General features: G+C 55.8%; 23 protein-coding genes. 14 read left to right on the plus strand and 9 right to left on the minus strand.

Annotated features, from left to right (window positions below; translation table 11 throughout):
• Positions 1–144 precede the first annotated feature (144 nt).
• From INT84_RS14930 to ftsY, 5 genes are all read right to left on the minus strand, one after another.
• The gene (locus INT84_RS14930; protein WP_194207416.1) at positions 145–1,410 is read right to left on the minus strand and encodes a 4-aminobutyrate--2-oxoglutarate transaminase; all 1,266 of its coding nucleotides are present in this window, start codon (positions 1,408–1,410) and stop codon (positions 145–147) included.
• A gap of 175 nt (positions 1,411–1,585) precedes the next feature.
• A complete protein-coding gene (gene rpoH / locus INT84_RS14935; RefSeq protein ID WP_176919445.1) occupies positions 1,586–2,440 on the minus strand; it encodes an RNA polymerase sigma factor RpoH in 855 nt (284 codons plus the stop codon).
• Between the two features lie 270 nt (positions 2,441–2,710).
• The gene (ftsX, locus tag INT84_RS14940) at positions 2,711–3,769 is read right to left on the minus strand and encodes a permease-like cell division protein FtsX (protein WP_194207417.1); all 1,059 of its coding nucleotides are present in this window, start codon (positions 3,767–3,769) and stop codon (positions 2,711–2,713) included.
• Positions 3,762–4,430 carry a cell division ATP-binding protein FtsE gene (ftsE, locus tag INT84_RS14945; protein WP_194207418.1) on the minus strand — a complete coding sequence of 223 codons (669 nt, stop codon included), beginning with the start codon at positions 4,428–4,430 and terminating at the stop codon, positions 3,762–3,764. The genes ftsX and ftsE overlap by 8 nt, the downstream gene beginning before the upstream one ends.
• Before the next feature lie 2 nt (positions 4,431–4,432).
• A complete protein-coding gene (ftsY, locus tag INT84_RS14950) occupies positions 4,433–5,935 on the minus strand; it encodes a signal recognition particle-docking protein FtsY (protein WP_194207419.1) in 1,503 nt (500 codons plus the stop codon).
• 195 nt (positions 5,936–6,130) lie between these two features.
• On the opposite strand from ftsY, the gene rsmD reads away from it, so the two are divergent.
• The 4 genes from rsmD to zntA all read left to right on the plus strand — a co-directional run bounded on the left by rsmD (position 6,131) and on the right by zntA (position 10,048).
• Entirely contained in the window at positions 6,131–6,727 is a 597-nt protein-coding gene (rsmD, locus tag INT84_RS14955; RefSeq protein WP_194207420.1) for a 16S rRNA (guanine(966)-N(2))-methyltransferase, read from the plus strand.
• A complete protein-coding gene (locus tag INT84_RS14960; RefSeq protein WP_176919449.1) occupies positions 6,717–6,989 on the plus strand; it encodes a DUF1145 family protein in 273 nt (90 codons plus the stop codon). The genes rsmD and INT84_RS14960 overlap by 11 nt, the downstream gene beginning before the upstream one ends.
• 160 nt (positions 6,990–7,149) lie before the next feature.
• Positions 7,150–7,776 (plus strand): lysoplasmalogenase, encoded by a 627-nt coding sequence (locus INT84_RS14965; protein WP_194207711.1) that lies wholly within the window; start codon positions 7,150–7,152, stop codon positions 7,774–7,776.
• 76 nt (positions 7,777–7,852) lie between these two features.
• Positions 7,853–10,048 carry a Zn(II)/Cd(II)/Pb(II) translocating P-type ATPase ZntA gene (gene zntA / locus INT84_RS14970; protein WP_194207421.1) on the plus strand — a complete coding sequence of 732 codons (2,196 nt, stop codon included), beginning with the start codon at positions 7,853–7,855 and terminating at the stop codon, positions 10,046–10,048.
• Between the two features lie 5 nt (positions 10,049–10,053).
• On the opposite strand, the gene INT84_RS14975 is transcribed toward zntA, so the two are convergent.
• Together INT84_RS14975 and INT84_RS14980 are read right to left on the minus strand one after the other, a co-directional pair.
• The gene (locus INT84_RS14975; RefSeq protein WP_194207422.1) at positions 10,054–11,670 is read right to left on the minus strand and encodes an MFS transporter; all 1,617 of its coding nucleotides are present in this window, start codon (positions 11,668–11,670) and stop codon (positions 10,054–10,056) included.
• A gap of 108 nt (positions 11,671–11,778) precedes the next feature.
• Entirely contained in the window at positions 11,779–13,143 is a 1,365-nt protein-coding gene (locus tag INT84_RS14980) for an MFS transporter (protein ID WP_370529676.1), read from the minus strand.
• Between the two features lie 29 nt (positions 13,144–13,172).
• Between INT84_RS14980 and INT84_RS14985 the strand changes: the two genes are divergently transcribed.
• Complete coding sequence (locus tag INT84_RS14985) at positions 13,173–13,769, plus strand: PLP-dependent aminotransferase family protein (protein ID WP_194207423.1); 597 nt, start codon at positions 13,173–13,175, stop codon at positions 13,767–13,769.
• 130 nt (positions 13,770–13,899) lie between these two features.
• Here the strand turns inward: INT84_RS14985 and tusA are convergent, their stop codons facing one another.
• On the minus strand, positions 13,900–14,145 hold the full coding sequence (gene tusA / locus INT84_RS14990; RefSeq protein WP_176919455.1) for a sulfurtransferase TusA: 246 nt from the start codon (positions 14,143–14,145) through the stop codon (positions 13,900–13,902).
• Between the two features lie 167 nt (positions 14,146–14,312).
• Here tusA and INT84_RS14995 point away from each other — a divergent pair, with 167 nt between their 5' ends.
• Together INT84_RS14995 and INT84_RS15000 are read left to right on the plus strand one after the other, a co-directional pair.
• A complete protein-coding gene (locus tag INT84_RS14995) occupies positions 14,313–14,978 on the plus strand; it encodes a 7-cyano-7-deazaguanine/7-aminomethyl-7-deazaguanine transporter (protein ID WP_194207424.1) in 666 nt (221 codons plus the stop codon).
• A 75-nt stretch (positions 14,979–15,053) separates the two neighbouring features.
• Positions 15,054–15,614 carry a DcrB family lipoprotein gene (locus INT84_RS15000; RefSeq protein WP_194207425.1) on the plus strand — a complete coding sequence of 187 codons (561 nt, stop codon included), beginning with the start codon at positions 15,054–15,056 and terminating at the stop codon, positions 15,612–15,614.
• On the opposite strand, the gene INT84_RS15005 is transcribed toward INT84_RS15000, so the two are convergent.
• The gene (locus INT84_RS15005; RefSeq protein ID WP_194207426.1) at positions 15,615–16,859 is read right to left on the minus strand and encodes an MFS transporter; all 1,245 of its coding nucleotides are present in this window, start codon (positions 16,857–16,859) and stop codon (positions 15,615–15,617) included. It lies immediately after the preceding gene.
• A 209-nt stretch (positions 16,860–17,068) separates the two neighbouring features.
• Between INT84_RS15005 and INT84_RS15010 the strand changes: the two genes are divergently transcribed.
• The 7 genes from INT84_RS15010 to INT84_RS15040 all read left to right on the plus strand — a co-directional run bounded on the left by INT84_RS15010 (position 17,069) and on the right by INT84_RS15040 (position 21,979).
• On the plus strand, positions 17,069–18,118 hold the full coding sequence (locus tag INT84_RS15010; protein ID WP_194207427.1) for an AI-2E family transporter: 1,050 nt from the start codon (positions 17,069–17,071) through the stop codon (positions 18,116–18,118).
• 265 nt (positions 18,119–18,383) lie between these two features.
• Positions 18,384–18,773 (plus strand): hypothetical protein, encoded by a 390-nt coding sequence (locus INT84_RS15015; RefSeq protein WP_194207428.1) that lies wholly within the window; start codon positions 18,384–18,386, stop codon positions 18,771–18,773.
• Positions 18,774–18,840: 67 nt separating this feature from the next.
• On the plus strand, positions 18,841–19,902 hold the full coding sequence (locus INT84_RS15020) for a methyltransferase (protein WP_194207429.1): 1,062 nt from the start codon (positions 18,841–18,843) through the stop codon (positions 19,900–19,902).
• Between the two features lie 40 nt (positions 19,903–19,942).
• Positions 19,943–20,665: a beta-ketoacyl synthase chain length factor gene (locus INT84_RS15025; RefSeq protein ID WP_194207430.1), complete on the plus strand. Its 723-nt coding sequence runs from the start codon at positions 19,943–19,945 to the stop codon at positions 20,663–20,665.
• The gene (locus tag INT84_RS15030) at positions 20,644–21,477 is read left to right on the plus strand and encodes a lysophospholipid acyltransferase family protein (protein WP_194207431.1); all 834 of its coding nucleotides are present in this window, start codon (positions 20,644–20,646) and stop codon (positions 21,475–21,477) included. Before INT84_RS15025 ends, INT84_RS15030 begins: the two co-directional genes overlap by 22 nt.
• The gene (locus INT84_RS15035; protein ID WP_194207712.1) at positions 21,458–21,715 is read left to right on the plus strand and encodes a phosphopantetheine-binding protein; all 258 of its coding nucleotides are present in this window, start codon (positions 21,458–21,460) and stop codon (positions 21,713–21,715) included. Before INT84_RS15030 ends, INT84_RS15035 begins: the two co-directional genes overlap by 20 nt.
• A 12-nt stretch (positions 21,716–21,727) precedes the next feature.
• Entirely contained in the window at positions 21,728–21,979 is a 252-nt protein-coding gene (locus INT84_RS15040; RefSeq protein WP_194207432.1) for an acyl carrier protein, read from the plus strand.

Here is a 21,979-nt window from a genome sequence, read left to right on the forward strand (position 1 = left end):
GAGTGCTGAGCGTGTCTTTTCAGCATTCTATGCTAAAACATACCCCATTTTTATGATTTTGGAATAGCTAATTTGTCGCAGTAATAAGAAGTGGGCGGAGGAATTCCCCGGCAAGCGCAGCGCTACCGGGGAAAAACGGCAGATTTAACGCGTTAACGCACGATAAATAATCTCCAGCGCCTTGCGGAACTGCGCTTCCGGGATCGTCAGCGGATAAAGAAAACGGATGACATTGCCGTAGACGCCGCAGCTTAATAGCAGCAGTCCTTCGCTCAGCGCGGTTTCCAGCACCTGTCGGGTAAACTCTGGCGAGGGTTCACCGGTCTGCGGATCGTTGAACTCAACCGCGACCATTGAGCCTTGCGCACGAACATCGGCAATGAATGCGCACTCTGATCGGGCGTTATTAAGCACTTCCACCAGATGCGCCCCCAGTTCACGGGCGCGGGCGCACAACTGCTCTCCATCAATCACATCCAGTACCGCGTGAGCGGCGGCAATCGCCAGCGGATTCCCCGCATACGTTCCGCCCAGACCGCCCGGCGCGGGCGCATCCATCACGTCAGCGCACCCGGCAACAGCAGAGAGCGGCATCCCGCCCGCCAGACTTTTCGCCATGGTAATAAGATCCGCTTTTTGCGCGTAATGCTCCATCGCAAACAGTTTGCCGGTACGGGCAAAGCCGCTCTGAACCTCGTCGGCAATCAGCAAAATGCCGTGGGTGTCGCACAATTCACGCAACGCCTGAATAAAGTCCGGCGGCGCGATGTTAAATCCGCCCTCACCCTGCACCGGCTCCAGAATAATAGCGGCCACTTGATCCGGCCCGATATCGGCTTTGAAAATACGTTCGAGACTTTTCAGGGCATCCGCCGTGCTGACGCCGTGTAGTTCGTTCGGATAAAGCGCATGAAAGACGGAGCCAGGGAACGGGCCGAAGCCGATTTTGTAGGGTGCAACTTTGCCGGTCAGCGCAAGGGTCATAGAGGTACGCCCGTGAAAGCCGCCGCCAAAGGCGATAATGCCCGGACGCCGGGTATAAGCGCGCGCTATTTTTACCGCATTTTCTACCGCCTCAGCCCCGGTGGTGAAGAACGCGGTTTTCGCCACGCCATCGATCGGCACCCGGGCATTAATGCGCTCGGCCAGCGAAATATAGCTTTCGTAAGGAACGATTTGATAGGCGGTATGGGTGAACGCCTGAAGCTGTTTTTCGATAGCGGCCACCACGTCAGGATGGCGATGTCCGGTATTCAGCACGGCGATACCGGCTGCAAAATCAATAACTTCTTTTCCTTCACTGTCCCACAGCGTCGCGTTTTCTGCCCGTTCGGCGTAGAAGCCGCACATAACGCCGATGCCGCGCGGCGTTGCCTGTAAACGTCGCTGATTGAGTGATTCATTACTCACGATAACCCCCTGCCACAAGAAGCCCGAAATGGATAGAGCGCACAGCTAATTGTTTGCCATAGCGTGAATTAACGCCAGTGAATGTAAGGAGTCAGACAGAGGAAAGGATTATGGTGGGGAGGCAGAAAACAAAAACCCCCGGACGTGTCCAGGGGTTATCGGGGTATGGCGCGGATCACGCTTCGATAGCGGCGCGCAGTTTCTTCATCGCGTTCTTTTCAAGCTGACGCACGCGTTCCGCAGAGACGCCGTAACGATCGGCCAGTTCCTGTAGCGTGGACTTATTATCGTCGTCCAGCCAGCGGGCGCGAATGATGGCCTGGCTACGCTCGTCGAGTCCCTGCATCGCATCGGTCAGCTTGTTCGCCGCCTGCTCTTCCCAGTTGTCGTCTTCAATGCCATCGGCAAAGTTAGACGTTTTATCCTGGAGGTAGAGCACCGGTGCCATTGGCTGACTGTCGGACTCATCGTCGGAAGACATATCAAAGGTCATGTCCTGCGCCGCCATCCGCGATTCCATCTCACGCACGTCTTTACTGGTAACGCCCAGCTCGCGCGCCACGATTTCCACTTCATCCTGGTTAAACCAGCCCAGACGCTGCTTGTTTTTACGCAGGTTAAAGAACAGTTTACGCTGTGCTTTAGTGGTGGCGACCTTCACGATACGCCAGTTACGCAGCACATATTCGTGAATTTCCGCTTTAATCCAGTGCACGGCAAAGGAGACCAGACGCACGCCCACTTCAGGGTTAAAGCGGCGCACGGCTTTCATCAGGCCGATGTTACCTTCCTGAATCAGGTCAGCCTGCGGCAGACCATAGCCCGAGTAGTTACGAGCAATATGAACAACAAAGCGCAGGTGTGACAGGATCAGCGTCTTAGCTGCTTCCAGATCGCCCTGGTAATGCAGCTTTTCAGCGAGCGCCCGCTCTTCATCGGCCGTCAACATCGGCCATGCGTTCGCAGCCCGGATGTATGACTCCAGGTTACCAACAGGGGCTAAAGCTAAAGTTTGCATTTCTTTGGTCATTCAAATCCTCTCAATTTACAGCTTACCGGCAGCGGCTTGTTCTGGGGTACAGCAACAAACGTGCCAGTGCGTATGAGCAACGAGAATATCATCCACTCTTTTATCAGACCGTGATTTTATCCACAAGTTCAATGCAACCGTGTGAATAGATTACGCACAAAATGTGACATATCGCTGAAAGAGTCAGGCAAGGGAAGACGGGAATGGTCGGCTACGCTTCCCCTGCACAGGGAATATTGCATTGCAGGGGAAGAGTATATCAGAAATTTTTTAGTCAGGCGTAAAGTGACGTAAATGTTGCACTGTAGCCAGCCAGGCGGCTACCCAGCCAATCATCGAACACACCAGCAGCAGCAACAGGCACTCATCAAAAGAGAGGCCGCTGAGCGAAAACTGGGTGCCGAACACTTTCGCCACTTCGGTCACCGCTGAGGATAAGCGCATGACTAAAATTTCTGAGAGGATCAACGACAGTAACGCGCCGGAGAAGCCGAGTACCGCGCCGCCGTAGAGGAACGGGCGCAGAATGAAACCGTCCGTCGCACCGATCAGCTTTTGTACGTTAATGCTGTCGCGGCGCGCAAAGATGCTCAGGCGCACGCTGTTACCGATGACCAGGAATACCGCGGCAATCATCAGTATGCCAATCATCGCCGACACCCGGCCCACCAGCCCGGTGAGCGAAGCCAGACGCGCAAACCAGCTATCGTCCATGCGCACTTCATCTACGCCCTGCACGCGGCTGACGCGGTCGCGCAGGGTGTTAAGCGAGTCGGTGTTCTGGAAGTCCAGTTTCGGGATCACTACTGCCACAGCAGGAAGCGGATTCTCCTCCAGCATGTCCAGCGCGCCGCCAAAGCCTGACCAGTTACGGAACTCGCCCAGCGCTTCCTCACGCGACAGGTAGTTGACCTTATCGACGCCCTGCTCTGCCTGAAGCTGTCCCACGACGCGGGCTGCGGCATCGTCATCCAGCGCTTTATCCAGGTAGACGGTGATTTGCGGAGAAGGATAATACTGCGCCGCCGCCTCACTGACGTTCTTGTACACCATATAGCAGACGCTTGGCAGCGTCAGGGAAATGGCGATCACCATCACGGTGAGAAAGGTCGCAAACGGCTTGCTTTTAAGATCCTGGACCGCGCCGTGCCAGGCATAACGCACCTGCTCGTTAAAGACGTTAGTCTTGCGCGAGGCAGCTTTTGGCGCGGGTTTATTACGTTTTGGCGCACCGCGATTGCCGTCCCCCGCTCCACCCTGCGGCTTACGGAAGCGGTCGAAGCGATTACCGAACTGCCTGATGTGATTCACAGCGTCGCGTTTATTCACCGTGATAGCCTCCATGCAAATGACCGTCGCTGAGGGTCAGCATCGGATACGTACGACGCGAAATCAGCCCGATATCGTGCGTCGCCATCAGTACCGTGACTCCAACGCGGTTAAACTCTTCAAACAGGCGCAGGATCCCTTCAGACAGCGCGTCATCCAGGTTACCGGTCGGTTCATCCGCCAGCAACACGGCGGGTTTATTCACCACCGCACGGGCGATACCCACGCGCTGCTGTTCACCGCCGGAGAGCTGAATAGGAAAGTTTCTCGCCTTATCAAGCAGTCCGACTTTATCCAGCGCCGCTGAAACGCGACGACGAATATCATCGCCGCTGGCTCCCGCGATGATCAGCGGAATAGCCACGTTATCGAATACTGTGCGATCCATCAGCAAGTGGTGATCCTGAAAGATCATCCCGATTTGCCGGCGCAAAAACGGCACTTCGCGGTTTTTAAGCCGACTGATGTCGTGACCGCTGAAGTAAATTTTCCCGGCGCTGGGCCGCTCGATGCCACAGATCAGCTTAAGCAGCGTACTTTTCCCTGCGCCGGAATGCCCGGTCAGGAAGGCCATCTCGCCTTGTTGCAGGTGAAAAGTCACCCCCTGCAACGCTTGTCTCCCGCCGAGATAGGCTTTGCTGACGTGTTCAAAGCGAATCATTGTTAATCCTCTCGGGCAAAAAGTGCCTCAATAAAATCGCCCGCATTAAACGGACGCAAGTCCTCTATACGTTCGCCGACGCCGATGTAACGGATCGGAATTTCGAACTGATCGGCGACGGAGAAAATCACCCCGCCTTTCGCCGTGCCGTCCAGTTTGGTCAATGTGATCCCGGTCAGCCCCACCGCCTCATGGAACAGTTTGGCCTGGCTTACCGCATTTTGCCCGGTGCTGGCGTCCAGCGTCAGCATGACTTCATGCGGCGCGTCGACGTCCAGCTTTTTCATCACGCGGACAATTTTCTTTAACTCTTCCATCAGGTGCGCTTTGTTCTGCAAACGCCCGGCGGTATCGGCAATCAGTACGTCAATATGGCGCGCTTTCGCCGCCTGAATCGCATCGAAAATCACCGAGGCGGAATCGGCACCGGTATGCTGAGCGACCACCGGAATATTATTCCGCTGGCCCCATACCTGAAGCTGCTCAACCGCGGCGGCACGGAAGGTATCGCCCGCGGCCAGCATCACCGATTTACCCTGCTGCTCAAACTGGCGTGCCAGTTTGCCGATAGTGGTGGTTTTACCCACGCCGTTGACGCCAACCATCAAAATGACAAACGGGGTTTTGCCTTCAATATTAAGCGGTTCGTCCACTTTTGCGAGGATTTCACCCATTTCGTCTTTTAACAGGCCATACAGCGCTTCGGCGTCGCGTAACTGCTTGCGGCTCGCGCCTTCGGTCAGATTAGCGATGATTTTGCGGGTGGTTTCGACGCCCACATCGGCAATCAGCAGCTGTTCTTCCAGCTCTTCAAACAGATCATCATCGATTTTCTTGCCGCGGAAAAGACTGATAAATCCGGAACCGAGATTTTCTTTGGTTTTCAGCAGGCTGCGTTTGAGACGCGCGAAGAAACCTTCTTTGGTCGGTTTCTCCTGCTCCTGAACAACCTCTTCCTGCGCCGCATCTTCCTCAACCGGCACCACGATCACGGCCTCTTCCGCCGCTTCAGCGGCCAGCGCATCCAGCTCTTCGTCACTAATCGGGGCGTCTTCCGGCTCTGACGGCTCTTGTTCGCTAACCCACTCTTCGGGTTCAACCGTGGCAGGCGTCAGCTCTTCCGCCAGCGGTAGTTCTTCATGTTCGACGACGGCAACCGGTTCGGGTTCCACGATCGGCTCAGGCTCGACGACTGGCTCAACCTCGATGATCACTTCAGGCTCAACGACCGGTTCGACCTCGATAACCACTTCGGGCTCGACAACCAGCTCAGGCTCCGCAACCTCTTCCGGTGTGGTGCTTTCCGCGACCTGCTCCGTTACCTCAACGACTTCAGCAGCAAACGCGTCGGTTTCTGCTTCGCTGCGCGGCTCTGCTTCTGGCGTGGCCTCATCAGCAACGGGCAGTTGTTCATCGGGCTTTTGCTCCGCCTGTGCCGTTTGCTCGTCATCTTTTTGACCAAAGCCCAGCCAGGAAAAAAAGCCACGTTTTTTCTCTTTCGCCATTTGCGACCACACTCCCCGCTGTTAATTCAAAGCTCAGCCCCGGAACCATACTGCCGGGCGCTGAAAATCAGGATGAAATTCGTAACCTAGTCTATCACTTAACTTAACTCGCATCACCGCTTGCGGAATAAGGTTTCACCTCAAGCGTCGCATCGTTAGAATAGCAGGCCGAAATAGTGACCAGAGCAGCATCAGATGAAGAAACCAAATCACGCAGGCAGCGGCCAGATCCGCATTATCGGCGGGCAATGGCGTGGCCGTAAATTACCGGTTCCGGACAGTCCCGGCCTGCGCCCCACCACGGATCGGGTCAGAGAGACGTTATTTAACTGGCTAGCCCCGTCAATGGTCGATGCCCGCTGTCTCGACTGCTTCGCCGGAAGCGGCGCTCTGGGGCTGGAAGCGCTGTCACGCTATGCGGCTCAGGCCACGCTGCTTGAAATGGAACGCAGCGTCGCCCAGCAGCTACAGAAAAATCTTGCAACACTTAACGCGACTCACGGGCGGGTTGAGGCGGGTAATACGCTCGCGTTCCTTAACCGGCCAGGGACGCCTTACGATATCGTGTTTGTCGATCCCCCTTTTCGAAAAGGCTTGCTGGAAGAGACATTGAACCTGCTGGAAAGTCACGGTTGGCTGGCGGATAACGCGCTTATCTATGTAGAGAGTGAAGTGGAGAACGGCATGCCGCCGGTCCCGGCCAGCTGGCAATTATACCGTGAAAAAGTGGCGGGCCAGGTGGCTTACCGTCTGTATCAGCGCGATGCGCAAGGAGAACAACATGCTGATTAATCTTGGTCGTCTGCTCATGCTCTGCGTCTGGGCATTTTTGCTGCTGAATGTGGTTCATCCATTCAAATTTCCGGCCAATATTTTCATCAATGTGGCGATGGTGTTTATGGTTCTGATGCACGGTCTGCAACTGGCGCTGCTCAAGGCTACCCAGCCGAAAGAGGGGCCGCCATTAACTACCGGCCAAAAGGTGCGCATTTTCTTGTTTGGCGTTTTTGAACTAGTCGCCTGGCAGAAAAAGCTGAAAGCGACAAAAAAATGAGCCGGGATCTGGCGTTGTCATCTCCCTGCGCCAGACACTACACTGATTAACAGGGCTGTGGGCGTAAAGCCTGCGTAGTGACATACTCTGTGGATTTTGCGTTGCGGGAAGATTTCTGCAACCTGAAAGACGATGAGTATAACGAATTCAAGGAATTATGATGCTCTGGTCATTTATCGCTGTCTGTTTTTCTGCCTGGCTGTATGTCGATGCTTCTTATCGTGGACCCGTCTGGCAACGCTGGGTATTTAAGCCGGTTACGCTACTGCTTTTGCTGCTGCTTGCCTGGCAGGCCCCCATGTTTAATGCCATCAGTTACCTGGTGCTGGCCGGGCTGTGCGCGACGCTGGTGGGCGATGCCTTAACCCTGCTGTCACGCCAGCGTCTGCTGTACGCCATCGGCGCGTTCTTTCTCTCGCATTTACTGTATACCATCTACTTTGCCAGCCAGATGACGCTGTCGTTCTTCTGGCCGCTGCCGCTGGTGCTGCTGGTGATTGGTGCGCTGCTGATCGCGACCGTCTGGACGCGGCTGGAAGAGTTACGCCTGCCGATTTGCACGTTTATCGCCATGACGCTGGTGATGGTCTGGCTGGCCGGGGAGCTGTGGTTCTTCCGCCCTACCGACACGGCACTTTCTGCTTTCGTGGGGGCAGCATTGCTGCTGCTCAGTAACATTGTCTGGCTGGGTAGCCATTATCGTCGCCGTTTCCGCGCCGATAGCGCCATTGCGGCCGCCTGCTACTTCGCCGGACATTTCTTGATCGTGCGTTCACTTTATCTCTGATTGCGCTTGACTCTGGAGTCGACTCCAGAGTGTATGCTTCGGGTAATGAGAAAATTATCATTACCCGGAGGGTACAATGTCGACTCCAGATGCTGATGGCAAAAAAGCCCCGCAATTCGCCACGCTTAAATTTACGCCCGCTGCGCCGGAACCAGCGTCCTGCTGCGCTGATGCCTCATGCTGTGCCGAAACTGCGCCTGCCGACGCCGTCGCTGACGCCCGCTACAGCTGGAAAGTCGAAGGAATGGACTGCGCCGCCTGTGCACGTAAGGTCGAAAACGCCGTGCGCCAGGTGGCGGGCGTGACCCAGGTTCAGGTGCTGTTCGCCACGGAAAAACTGGCGGTGAATGCCTCTGCCGATGTCAGTCAGCAAATCGAACAGGCGGTACAAAACGCAGGCTATACGCTGCGTCATGAGGCTGCCCCGCCGCCAGCAACCTCGCGCCTGCGGGAAAATCTGCCGCTACTTATCCTGATAGTCATGATGGCCGTAAGCTGGGGGTTTGAGCATGTTAACCACCCGGCAGGTCAGGCCGCATTCATCCTCACCACCCTGGTGGGACTGTACCCTGTCCTGCGTCAGTCGCTAAGGCTGATCAAGAGCGGCAGCTACTTCGCCATTGAAACCCTGATGAGCGTCGCCGCCCTCGGCGCGCTGTTTATCGGTGCGACGGCAGAGGCGGCAATGGTACTGCTGCTGTTTTTGATCGGCGAACGGCTTGAAGGCTGGGCCGCCAGCCGTGCCCGCCAGGGCGTCAGCGCCCTTATGGCGTTAAAACCGGAAACCGCCGTGCGGCTGCGCGACGGTCAGCGGGAAACCATCGCCCAGCGCGATCTCCGCCCCGGCGATACCATTGAGGTCGCCGCCGGTGGCCGACTGCCCGCCGATGGTCAGCTTTTGACGCCGTTTGCCAGCTTTGATGAAAGCGCGTTGACCGGGGAATCCGTCCCGGTAGAGCGTAGCGCAGGCGAGAGCGTGGCGGCAGGTGCCACCAGCGTCGATCGTCTGGTCCAGCTCACCGTTACCTCTGAACCGGGCGACAGCGCGATCGACCGCATCCTGCGTTTGATTGAAGAAGCCGAGGAGCGGCGCGCACCTATTGAACGCTTTATCGATCGCTTCAGCCGCATTTACACCCCGGCGATTATGCTGGTGGCGCTGCTGGTCGCCCTGGTACCACCCCTGCTGTTTGCTGCCGCCTGGCAGGAGTGGATTTATAAGGGGCTGACGCTGCTGCTGATTGGCTGCCCGTGCGCGCTGGTGATCTCCACGCCCGCCGCGATTACCTCCGGGCTGGCGGCGGCGGCACGATGCGGCGCACTGATTAAAGGCGGCGCGGCGCTGGAACAGCTCGGGCGTATCCAGCAAATCGCCTTTGATAAAACCGGCACCCTGACCGTGGGGAAACCGCAGGTGACGGGCATTTATCCCTACGCGATGGACGAGCATGCGCTGCTGGCGCTTGCCGCTGCCGTTGAGCAGGGGTCGACGCATCCGCTGGCGCAGGCGGTGGTGCGGGAAGCACAATCCCGTGGGCTTACGCTGCCTGACGCTACAGAACAGCGCACGCTGCCGGGCGCGGGCATTGAAGCGCTCGTCGCGGGGAAAAAAATTCTGATCTGCGCGGCGGAGAAGTTCCCCGGCGAGGCGTTTAGCGCGCAAATTCGCGCGCTGGAGCAGGAAGGTCAAACGGTGGTGATGGTAGCGCAGGAAGACAACGCGCTGGGCCTGATTACGCTACGCGATACGTTACGGGAAGATGCCAGGGACGCAGTGGATGCGCTGTATCAGCTTGGCGTGCAGGGCGTGATGTTGACCGGCGATAATCCGCGTGCCGCAGCGGCCATTGCGGGTGAACTGGGGCTGGATTTTAAGGCGGGGCTACTGCCCGCCGACAAAGTTCAGGCGGTAAGCGAGCTGAACCGTCAAATGCCGCTGGCGATGGTCGGCGACGGTATCAACGATGCACCCGCCATGAAAGCCGCAACGATTGGCATCGCGATGGGCAGCGGCACCGACGTGGCGCTGGAAACGGCGGATGCCGCGCTGACCCATAACCGCCTGACGGGCCTGGCGCAGACGATCGCCCTTGCCCGCGCGACGCACGCCAATATCCGGCAGAACATCGCCATTGCGCTGGGCCTGAAGGGCATTTTCCTGGTGACGACCCTAATCGGTATCACCGGCCTGTGGCTGGCGGTACTGGCGGATACCGGCGCGACGGTGCTGGTGACGGCGAACGCGCTGCGGCTGCTGCGTAGAGGACGTTAAAACAGTTACTCTGTGCGGGCTGTTTTCTCCTCGCCCTCGGTCAGGGGGATCGCCCGCGTTGGCCACAAAAACAGCAGGGTTAGCAGCGCCATCGCATACAGCCCGGCACGCGTGACCTGCGCGCGCGATTGCCGGTAGGTTTTTGTTAATACCGGCAGATCGTTTTTCACCGCGCCCGCCTGCTGCATAAACAGGGTGAACTGCGGATCGTTCAGATAAGGCACCACCGCCAGATGCTGCAACGCGTCGCGCGTTTGCTGGCTGACGGGGGCATTAACGACCTTATCTTTCATGCCGATCGTCAACATCGTGAGCATCACCATACTCACCAGTGCCACCCCCATCGCCTGACCGACATCGCGGGCGGCGGCCTGAATACCGCCTGACTGCCGCGCTTCTTTATCCGGCAGGGCGCTGGTCACCAGAAACGGCGCATTACTCGCAATCGTGCCCATACTCGCGCCGATAAAACAGAGCCCCAGCACCACCAGCGGCACGCTGAAATGCTCTTCAGAAATTCCCGACGCGGCCACCATCGCGCCAAGCACGCCCAGCATCAGACCAACCCGGCATTGTCGACGCGGACGGCGCTGGCGAATCAGTACCGGCAATCCCAGAGAGCATCCCGCAAGGGTGATGGCAAACGGCACAATCAGCAGGCCGGTACCAATGGCGGTCAGCCCGGTGACGATCTGCACAAAGCTCACCACCACGAAAATACCGGCGCTGTAAGCAAAAAAGATATAGCCCGTCAGATACAGGCCGGTGCTTACCTGCGGCGTATGAAGGAACGCCTTCGGGATCATAGCGCTGCCGGTTTTACGCTCGCAGACGCGCTCCCAGCGCAGCATAAAATGAATGACGATCAGACCGCTCAGAATAAGAAAAGGTGCCGGGCTCATCCCTAAAAAATGAATCGCCGGATCAAACGGCGTGATGAATCCCCAACTGGAGATTTGCAGCACGCCGAAGATAAGTAAAAAAAGGCCGGTGGTTGAGAGAATAAGGCCGGGAAAATCAAAGCGTACCGGCGCATTGTCTTTGGCAGGTTCGTTGATGATAAGGGAACAGCACAAAATGACGACCAGTACGCCGCCCAGCGCACCAAACGCCCAGCGCCAGCCGACCATATCCAGCAGCGCGCCGCAGACAATCGGCCCCAGCGCAAAGGAGATCCCGCTTGCCGCGCCCAGTGCCCCAAACGCGACGGCGCGCTGTTTGCCGTGGTATAAGCCAGTAAGCAAACCAAATACCGATGGGATCATAAAACTCCCGCCCACGCCTGCCAGCAGGCGCGCGATCCAGATAAAAACCGTGATGGAGGGAGAGAGGGTGGCGCAGAGTTCCGCTACCAGGTAAATCAGGCAGCCAATACGAAACGTTTTTAGCCAGCCGATCACGCTGCCCAACATTCCCCCGGCGATCATAAAGGTTCCGGCGACCAGCGGATACAGCGTATTGGCCGTGCTGATTTGCGCCATACTGGCATTCAGTTCCCGCATCAAACTCCCCGTCGCGATACTTAACGTCACGTTGTCGGCAGAGGCCAGAAACTGCGCCAGGCAAAGGATAAAAAGCGGTAGCCAGAGCGTGCATGGGGTCTTGCTTGACGGCGTGCTCATAGTCAATTCTCCTGGGAGATAAAAACGCGAAACGCGCACCTCCTCAAAGAAGGTACGCATTGGCAAACTTAGCGCTGATAAGCTTTATGCAGTAAAGCCGGGGCTCGCTTAGCGAACGGCCATTTTTTTCTTATCGTCAGAAGCATCATCGTTCTGGTTTCCCTTTGTCCGGGTCGGCAGATTGCGCGTGCCGAACAGGAACAGCAGCGTCATGATCGCTGTCGCCACCATCCCCGCGCGGGTCGCATTTAAGCGCGCCGTTTTGTATACCGTGGTAAGAGGCGCAACGTCCGTCTGATTAATACCGTGATCCAGCATCAGCTTCGAGAAGGCGCTGTCGCTCAGATACGGAATCACGGTGATATCAGCAACTTTCGTGCGCGTGTCGCTGCTCAGTTGCGTATCGCTACGCGCCGCATCCTGCACGCTCATGGTGATCGCCGTAAGCATCACCATGCCGCAGACCGCGACGCCAATCGCCTGGCCGACGTTACGCGATGTCGCCTGTACGCCGCCGGACTGCTGGGCATCACGTGAAGGCAGGCCGCTGGTAACAATATAGCTGGAGTAGGCTGAAACAATGCCCATACTCACGCCGATCAGGCACATCCCGACGGGCACAATAAAGCTGAAATCCGACGGCTCAAAGCCGAAAATACAAAGCACCGATCCCAGCGTGCCAATCAGCAGCGCCAGCTGGCACATCCGTTTCGGGTTAGCGTTTTTATACACCACCGGCAGGCCCAGCGAGAAAATCACCACACCCAGCGCAAAAGGCAGAATTAACAGCCCGGTCTCGATGCCGTTAAGCCCGGCAACCACCTGGACAAAGCTGAAGGTAACAAAGATGCCGGAGCCGTATGCCAGGAAAATAAAGGCGGTCAGATACAGACCGTTACGCACCTGAGGCGTACGCAGGAACGAGAGCGGGATCAGCGCGCTTCCCACTTTCTCTTCCCGATAACGCTCCCACTTCAGCATAATGCCTAGCACGATCAGGCCGAACACTACCAGCACCGGCGCGGGTGAAATCCCCATCACGGTGAACGGCGCGTTAAACGGGGTGATAAGCCCCCAGCTTGAGACTTTCAGGAAGCCAAGGATCAGGCTGAACAGACCGATCACCGTCAACAGGACGCCCGGCAGATCGAAGGTTACTTTACGCTCGGGCTTCGCAGGCGTCGGCACCAGGAAAGAGCCGGCGAAAATAACAATGCATAGCCCGGCAATGGCCGCGAAGGCGGCGCGCCATCCCAGATGATCCACCAGCAGCCCACAGATAATTGGCCCTGCGGCAAAAGAGACGCCGCTCGCCGCGCCAATCGCGCCAAACGCGACGGCCTGCTGCGGGCCTTTGTAGTTACTGGCGATAATCCCCAGCACCGACGGGATCATGAAGCTGCCGCCTACCCCGGAAAGCAGACGCGCGCCGTAGGTAAACACTTCCATATTCGGTGAAAAATACGCGGTCAACTCCGCTAAAAACAGCAGCGCCGCCGCTGATGCCGCTGGCGGCGCTGGATGAAAGCCACCGGGTGATGTATATCGGTTCGTTTTCAAAAGTTATGTACCCCGGCCTGCGCCTGGGCTATCTCATCGCTCCGCCGCAACTGGCGGATAAACTGACGTTATTACGCACCCTTTCAACGCGCCAGCCGCCGATGAACGACCAGCGCGTGATGGCTGATTTTATCGCCGAGGGGCATTTTCAGCCGCATATCCGTAAAATGCGCAAAGTGAGCCGGGCGCGCCGTGATGCGCTGCTCACCGCCTGGCGCACGCATCTGTCGCACATTGGCGAAATGCCGGAGGTCTCATCGGGACTTCAGGTGACGGTGCGCCTCACGTCGGCTGAACAGGAGCAATTGCTGGTGGCGCATGCGCTTGCCGCCAATATCGAAATAACGCCGTTAAGCTCTCTCTGGTTGCCGCATGCCACCGGGGACGACAACCACTACGGGCTGATCCTGGGTTTTGCGGGCATTAGTGAAAACGATATTGTGACTGCCGTGCGGCGTCTGAAGGCGATCTGGCCGAGTGAGGAGCAGATGATTGCCGCCAGGCAACGTGGTAGACCGACGTGCCGGGGAAAAGCGTAGTTTTGGGTGCATCGTTTTGCCGGGTGGCGGCTTCGCCTTACCCAGCCTACGGGTTATCCGCCATCTGTAGGCCTGCGCAAGCGAAGCGCCGCCAGGCATCACACGGTATAACGTGTATCCGCAGTCTGGATTAATGCCCTTTGCGAATCAAATACCGATACGGCAACGAGCCGGTTTCCTGCGCCACCAGCTCATGCTCCATAAACGTACAAAACCCCGGAATATCGCGGGTTGTTGCCGGATCGTCGGCGACAATCGCCAGCGTTTCACCCACCTGCATATTACGCACGGTTTTACGCACCATCATTACCGGCTCCGGGCAGCGCAGGCCCAGCGCATCAAGGGTATGGTCGGCAGTCGAAAACGAATCGGTCATGGTCATCTCGCATTATTTAAAACGGCGATAGTTTACGCCGCCTTTTTTGTGACGCAAGTCAGGTTAACGATTGCGTGAAAAACAACCGTTGCAAAGCGCGGCCAAAGCAGTATCATGCGGCGGTTTTCATTGGGTTCCCTCACCCCAACCACTAAAAAGGTCACAACATGATGCATTTTACCTCTGCTCAGCGCATGAAAGCGCTGTTCTGGCTATCGCTCTTTCACCTGCTGGTGATCATCTCCAGTAATTACCTGGTGCAATTGCCGATTTCGATTTTCGGTTTTCATACCACCTGGGGCGCGTTTAGCTTTCCGTTTATCTTCCTGGCAACCGACCTGACCGTGCGTATTTTCGGCGCACCGCTGGCGCGGCGTATCATCTTTGCCGTCATGGTTCCGGCGCTGCTGGCGTCGTATGTCATCTCCAGCCTGTTCTATATGGGCGAGTGGCAGGGATTCGGCGCGCTCGCACACTTTAACCTGTTCGTTGCCCGTATCGCCGCAGCAAGCTTTATGGCCTACGCATTGGGTCAGATCCTTGACGTACACGTCTTCAACCGCCTGCGGCAAAACCATCGCTGGTGGATGGCACCGACCGCCTCGACGCTGTTCGGCAACGTCAGCGATACCCTCGCCTTCTTCTTCATCGCCTTCTGGCGCAGTTCCGATCCCTTTATGGCAACGCACTGGGTAGAAATTGCGCTGGTTGATTACAGTTTCAAAGTGCTCATCAGCCTGATCTTCTTCCTGCCGATGTACGGCGTGGTGCTGAATATCCTGTTGAAAAGGCTGACGGATAAATCTGATTTCTCCGCATTGCAGGCGGGTTAAAGGTTCGGCGTTGCGGTTGTGTTAAGATAGGGTCATGAGCCATTCATGGCCGTTTATCGAATAAGGAAGAAGTCAATGCGCAAGATGGTTAAATATGTCGGTATTGGCCTGCTGGTGATGGGGCTTGCGGCCTGTGACAACAGCGACTCGACGTCCTCGTCCGCTCAGGCGGCCTCGACGGAGAGCAATGCCACCGGGCAACCAATCAGTCTGCTGGATGGAAAAGTGACATTCTCATTACCGGCAGATATGTCTGACCAGAGCGGCAAGCTGGGAACGCAGGCTAACAACATGCACGTCTATTCCGACCCGACCGGGCAGAAAGCGGTGATTGTTATTGTTGGTGATGATACCAACGAAGGGCTGGATGTGCTGGCGAAGCGCCTTGAAGATCAGCAGCGCAATCGCGATCCGCAGCTTCAGGTAGTATCCAATAAGCCGCTGACGGTTAAAGGCCATGAAATGCAGCAGCTCGACAGCATCATTTCTGCGAAAGGCCAGACCGCGTGGTCTTCCGTCGTCCTGAGCAAAGTCGACAACAAACTGCTGACCCTGCAAGTGACGCTGCCTGCCGATAATCAGCAGAAAGCGCAAACTGCCGCAGAAAACATCATCAATACGGTCGTGATCAAATAATCACGCTGCGGCTTCCGGTGGCAACATCGGAGGCCGTGTTTTTAACCGCCATCCCAGTAATAACGCGACTGCCACCAGCCCCGCCGACGCCAGATAAATCACCGGCACGCCCGCCCAGGTCATCAGGAGTCCGGCCAGCGGTCCCGTTACCCCCAGCGACATATCCATAAATACCGTATAGGTCGCCAGCGCCGATCCCTGATTCTCCTGCGGTACCGCCTTCACAGCCACGACGCCCAGCGCCGGGAAAACCAGCGAGAAGCCCGCGCCCGCGAGCAGTGTACCCACTTTCGCCAGCAGCGGCGTTTCCGCGAACCCCACCAGCAACAGCCCGGCGATTTCGACTATAAAGCAGATCATCGCCACATTCAGGCCGCCCAGCCGGTTAATCGCGTTCGGAAACAGCAGGCGCGTGCCGACAAAGGCGCAGCTAAACAGCGTCAGGGCGAACGCCGCGCCGTCCCAGCCTTTCGCGTCATAAAAAAGGGTGATAAACGTGGCGATCACGCCGAAGCCTGACGAGGCCAGCGCCAGCGCCATGCCGTACAGCCATACCCGGCCCAGTACAGCGCGAAACGACATCGGTTTTCCCCGGCTGGCTTTCACCGCCGTTCTTGGCAACGCACAGAGCAACGCGACCAGCGCCACCCCCATAATAATCAGCGACAGTCCGCGTAGTCCCACCCAGTGATAACACAACACGCCCAGCGGTGCGCCCATCGCCATCGCGCCGTAGGTCACAATGCCGTTCCAGGAAATCACCCGTCCGATATGCAACGATCCGACGACACCAACCCCCCACAGCGTCGAACCGGTGCCGGCAAAACTCTGCCCGAAGCCGAGGATCACCCTCCCCAGACACAATAGCGCCAGGCTTAAGGCTGGCCAGTCGCTACCGGACGCGGCCAGCAGATAACTGACGCCGCTGAGGAAACAGCCGCAAAGACCAAAGACAACGATTTTTTTTGGCCCCAGCAGGTCAGCGTAGCGCCCGGCATGCGGACGACTGAGCAGGGTGGCAAAATATTGCAGGCTGATAACCAGCCCCGCCCAGAAGGCACTAAATCCCATCACATCATGCACATAGCCAGGAAGGACCGCCAGCGGCAGACCGATAGTGAGGTAGCTTGCGAAGTTAAAAATAGCGACAGACAGGATCCGCAGATTCAGACGTAAGCCGCTCGGCTCCGGCCCGGCGACGGGTTCAGGCATAACAATCACCATATTTTTACAACAATGTTTCAATATTACACGTCATGACATGGAATGTTGCAGCCCTTTTCAGATTTTGTGTCTCCGGCGGATATCAAACAAAGCGCTATACTCAACTCAATTACGTTGTACAAGGCGGCGACTCAGAGGCAGGTGACTGAGGCGAGTAAGTGCGGCCCGGACAGCGCGACTGGCAGAATGAAGGACATACACGCAGTGCATTCTCGAACAAGGAACCATTCATGATTACCCCACATCCCGATAAAGCGGGCCTGCATATTTTGTTAAAACTGGCCTCGCTGGTGATTATCCTGGCGGGTATTCATGCGGCGGCAGATATTATTGTTCAGCTTCTGCTGGCGATCTTTTTTGCTATTGTGCTGAACCCGCTGGTGACCTGGTTTATCCGCCGGGGTGTTAAGCGCCCCGTGGCGATCACGATTGTAGTCATTGTGATGATGATCGTACTGACCGCCCTGTTTGCGGTACTGGCCTCCTCGCTCAATGACTTCGTCGCGCTGCTACCGAAATATAATAAAGAGCTGACCGGTAAAGTGATCTATTTACAGCGGCAAATTCCCCTGCTTAACCTGCACCTCTCACCTGAATTAATGCTCAGACGGATGGATTCTGAGAAGGTGATGGCCTTTGCCACCACGCTGATGACCCAACTTTCCGGCGCAATGGCAAGCGTGGTACTGCTGGTGATGACCGTGGTGTTCATGCTGTTTGAAGTACGCCACGTGCCTTACAAACTGCGTTTTGCGCTTTCTAATCCGCAGATCCACATTGCCGGTCTGCACCGTGCGTTAAAGGGCGTTTCACATTACCTGGCACTGAAAACGTTGATCAGCTTATGGACCGGCGTGATTGTCTGGCTCGGGCTGCTGCTGCTGGATGTCCAGTTCGCGCTGATGTGGGGCGTGCTGGCCTTCCTGCTGAACTACATTCCCAATATCGGCTCCGTGCTTTCGGCGGTGCCACCAATGTTTCAGGCGCTACTGTTTAACGGCGTGTATGAGTTTGTAATGGTCGGCGCGCTGTTCCTCGTGGTGCATATGGTGCTGGGTAATATGGTCGAACCGCGCATGATGGGGCACCGGCTGGGGATGTCGACGCTGGTGGTATTCCTGTCGTTACTGGTCTGGGGCTGGCTGCTCGGCCCGGTCGGCATGCTGCTTTCCGTGCCGCTCACCAGCGTCTGTAAGATCTGGATGGAAACCACCAACGGCGGCAGCAAACTGGCGATTTTACTGGGGCCAGGAAGACCGAAAAGCCGGTTGCCAGGGTAACGTGTCATCTGACAGCGGCATTTTATCCTATTCCATACCTGTCAGACTTTTTCATTGATCTGTCTTAACAGTAAGCTTACGATTTATAGATAATATTTCAGAAGCGCATTGAATATTACAACATCGTTAAATCTGTCACTTGCCGCCATCAGGCGGAATGAGCGCCATTTTAACTTAAAAAACGCAGCTTATTTTGACAGAGAGCACTTAGCTTTTGAAACAAGGTCGTTCATTTGTATTTACGGTTCTTTGATAGGGTACTTACATGAAACAATACGTTAAATGGTTTGCGGTTATTGCAGTTGTTGGTGCTCTGGGGGGTTGCGCACGTACAGCGCCGATTGATCAGGTACATTCTACCGTTACTGCGGGCCACACGCAGGATCAGGTCAAAAATGCGATCCTGAAAGCAGGTGCCCAACGTGAATGGATCATGAGCGAAGCAGGTCCAGGCGTCATCAAAGCACGTCAACAATCTCGCGATCACGTCGCCGAAGTCCGCATTACCTACACAGCGAGCAGCTACGATATCCAGTATGACAGCAGCCTCAACCTGCAAGCTTCTGGTGGCAAAATTCATAAAAATTACAACCGCTGGGTGCGGAATCTCGACAAAGACATTCAGTTAAACCTGTCTGCCGGTGCCGGTCTGTAATTTTGCCTGAAGTCGGGCTGTCTTCGGCCCGACATTTTCTTTTTACCTTTAATAAGTTGCTTTTAATATGTACGAAAAGGACGCCCTCAACGCATTGGATGCGATCACTGAAGCGCAACGTATCGCCTTCGCCCCTATGCTGTTCCAAACCTCACTTTGTCTGCGCAATACTGGTGTACTGGCCTACCTTGACCGCCAGGGTAATCAGGGCGCAACGCTGGAAGAAATAACAGAAAATAGTCGCGTTAATGAATATGCGGCTGGCGTACTGCTGGATATGGGATTAAGCGGACGCATTATCACGCATAACGCGGGGCGTTATTATCTGGCAAAAATCGGACATTTTCTTCTGCATGACACCATGACCCGCGTGAATATGGATTTCACTCAGGACGTTTGCTACCAGGGATTGTTCTTTTTAGAGAATGCCCTACAGGAAGGAAAACCCTCCGGGTTAAACGTTTTCGGCGACTGGCCAACGATTTATCCGGCGTTATCGCAGTTACCGCCGTCCGCGCGCGAAAGCTGGTTCGCCTTCGATCACTACTATTCCGACGGCGCTTTCGACGCCGCATTGCCTCATGTATTCGCCAGTCGCCCTGCAATCCTGTACGATGTCGGCGGAAATACCGGGAAATGGGCGATACGCTGTAGCCAGTACGACGAAAATATCACGGTGACGGTATTAGATTTACCACAACAAATTGTACTCGCCCGCGAAAACATCGAAAATGCAGGTTTATCTCATCGCATTAATTTTCATGCAGTGGATATGCTAAGCGATATGCCTTTACCCGTAGAGGCTGATATCTGGTGGATGAGCCAATTCCTTGACTGTTTCTCGCCGGAACAAATTGTTGCCATGCTCACTAAAATTGCACGCGTAATGAAACCGGGTGCAAAGCTGTGCATTATGGAGTTGTTCTGGGATGCTCAGCGCTTTGAAGCCGCCGCTTTCAGTCTGAATGCAACTTCGCTCTATTTTACCTGTATGGCGAATGGCAACAGTCGTTTCTACAGCGCAGAGAAGTTTTATGGCTATCTGGACATGGCAGGATTTCAGGTAGAAAAACGCCATGATAATTTAGGCATTGGGCATACTTTATTGATATGCCAGAAAAAAAAATAACAAACTACTAAGATCACCGATTTATCGCGGACGCGCGTGGATGAAATTTGCATTAAACATTACCGACTGGCGGGCGATGGCACCAGGACTCAATGAATCGATACAGTGGCACCAGTGGTCACGGCATCCGCATGCTATCGATCCGGCGGCACCGCAAGGAAAGTTAAGCGAGTTGCCGATGATGACTGCCCGTCGTCTTAGTTCCGGCAGCAAACTTGCCGTAGAGTGCGGCCTGGCGATGCTGCGTCGCCACGCTATTGACGCGGTATTGTACACCAGCCGTCACGGCGAACTTGAACGCAATTACCGTATTCTGCACGCGTTGGCAACCGAGCAGGCGCTTTCGCCCACCGATTTCGCCCTGTCTGTCCACAATTCAGCCGTGGGAAACCTGACCATCGCCGCAAAGCAGCCGGTGGTGGCGTCTTCTCTCTCGGCGGGGCGTGACACCTTCCAGCAAGGATTATGCGAAGTCATCGGCCTGTTACACGCAGGCTACCAGCGCGTTTTGCTGGTTGATTTCGATGGTTTTCTGCCTGATTTTTACCACCCGCAGCTTCCTCCAGCTATGCCGACATGGCCGTATGCAATGGCGCTGGTGTGTGAAGCTGGCAGCGACTGGCAATGTCAGACCCAGACCGCTCACGCCAGCGCTGAGACTACGCTCCCGCAAAGCCTGCTGTTTCTACAGAACTACTTACAGAATGCCGATGCCTTTACCCTCCCTGGCGAGCGTGTGCAGTGGCACTGGAGCCGGGCATGAGCACGTTCTTCTCATTCCTGAACCGCCTATGGCGGATCGCAATGACCGGCTTCTGTTTTGCGCTCTTCGGTATCGGCGGACTGTTGTTGTCCGTGGTCTGGTTTAACATATTGCTGGTTTTCGTCTGGAACCCTGCCCGTCGCCGCCGTATCGCCCGGCGCAGCATTGCAGCCAGCTTCCGCTTCTTTTTAGCAGTCACGCGCGTAGTGGGCGTGCTGGATTACCGCATTTCAGGCGGCGACATTTTGCGCCAGGAGCGAGGCTGCCTGGTGGTCGCTAATCATCCAACCCTGATTGATTACGTGCTTCTGGCGTCAGTGATGCCTGAAACAGACTGTCTGGTGAAAAGCGCCCTGCTGAAGAACCCTTTCCTCTGCGGCGTTGTGCGGGCTGCGGATTATCTAATCAACAGCCAGGCAGATGCTCTTTTGCCCGCCAGCCAGCAACGCCTGGCCCAGGGCGACACGATTTTAATCTTTCCTGAAGGTACCCGAACAACCCCCGGCGAGGCTATGACGTTGCAGCGTGGCGCGGCCAATATCGCCGTGCGCTGTAACAGTGATTTACGCATTGTGACCATCCACTGTAGCGAACGCATGCTGGATAAAGAAAGCAAATGGTATCAGGTGCCTCCAACGAAACCGCTGTTTACGATCAACGTCGGCGAACGGGTCAGGATTAGCAAAATTTACGACGCAAAATCACAAGAACCTGCGCTGGCGGCAAGACAGCTAAATCGGCATCTATTGCTTCAATTACAACCAGGTAATTTACCTCTCTCAGGAATTAATGATGCAAACGCTTTATCTTGAAATTAAAAAACTCATCATAACAACATTGAATCTGGACGAACTGTCGACAGATGACATTGAAACCGAAGCAGCGCTGTTTGGCGATGGTCTGGGTCTCGACTCAATCGATGCTCTGGAGCTGGGTCTGGCGGTAAAAAACCAGTATGGCGTAGTACTGTCGGCTGAGAGCGAAGAGATGCGCAAGCACTTCTTCTCCGTCGCCACGCTGGCCTCTTTCATTCACGCGCAACGGGCCTGAGGGTAGTTCGTTATGACCGAACAAAAAGCCATTTACGAAGAAGTCTCCGCGCTGCTGGTGAAGCTGTTTGAAGTGGACCCGCAGGAGATAAAACCTGAGGCGCGCCTGTACGAAGATCTGGAGCTGGACAGCATCGACGCCGTCGACATGATCGTGCATCTGCAAAAGAAAACCGGCAAGAAAATCAAGCCGGAGGAGTTTAAAGCAGTGCGTACCGTACAGGATGTGGTTGATGCGGTAGAACGTCTGCTTAACGAGGCGTAA

Origin of the sequence: Superficieibacter sp. 1612_C1, from assembly GCF_015234305.1 — a bacterium.
Classification (GTDB): Bacteria; Pseudomonadota; Gammaproteobacteria; order Enterobacterales; family Enterobacteriaceae; genus Superficieibacter.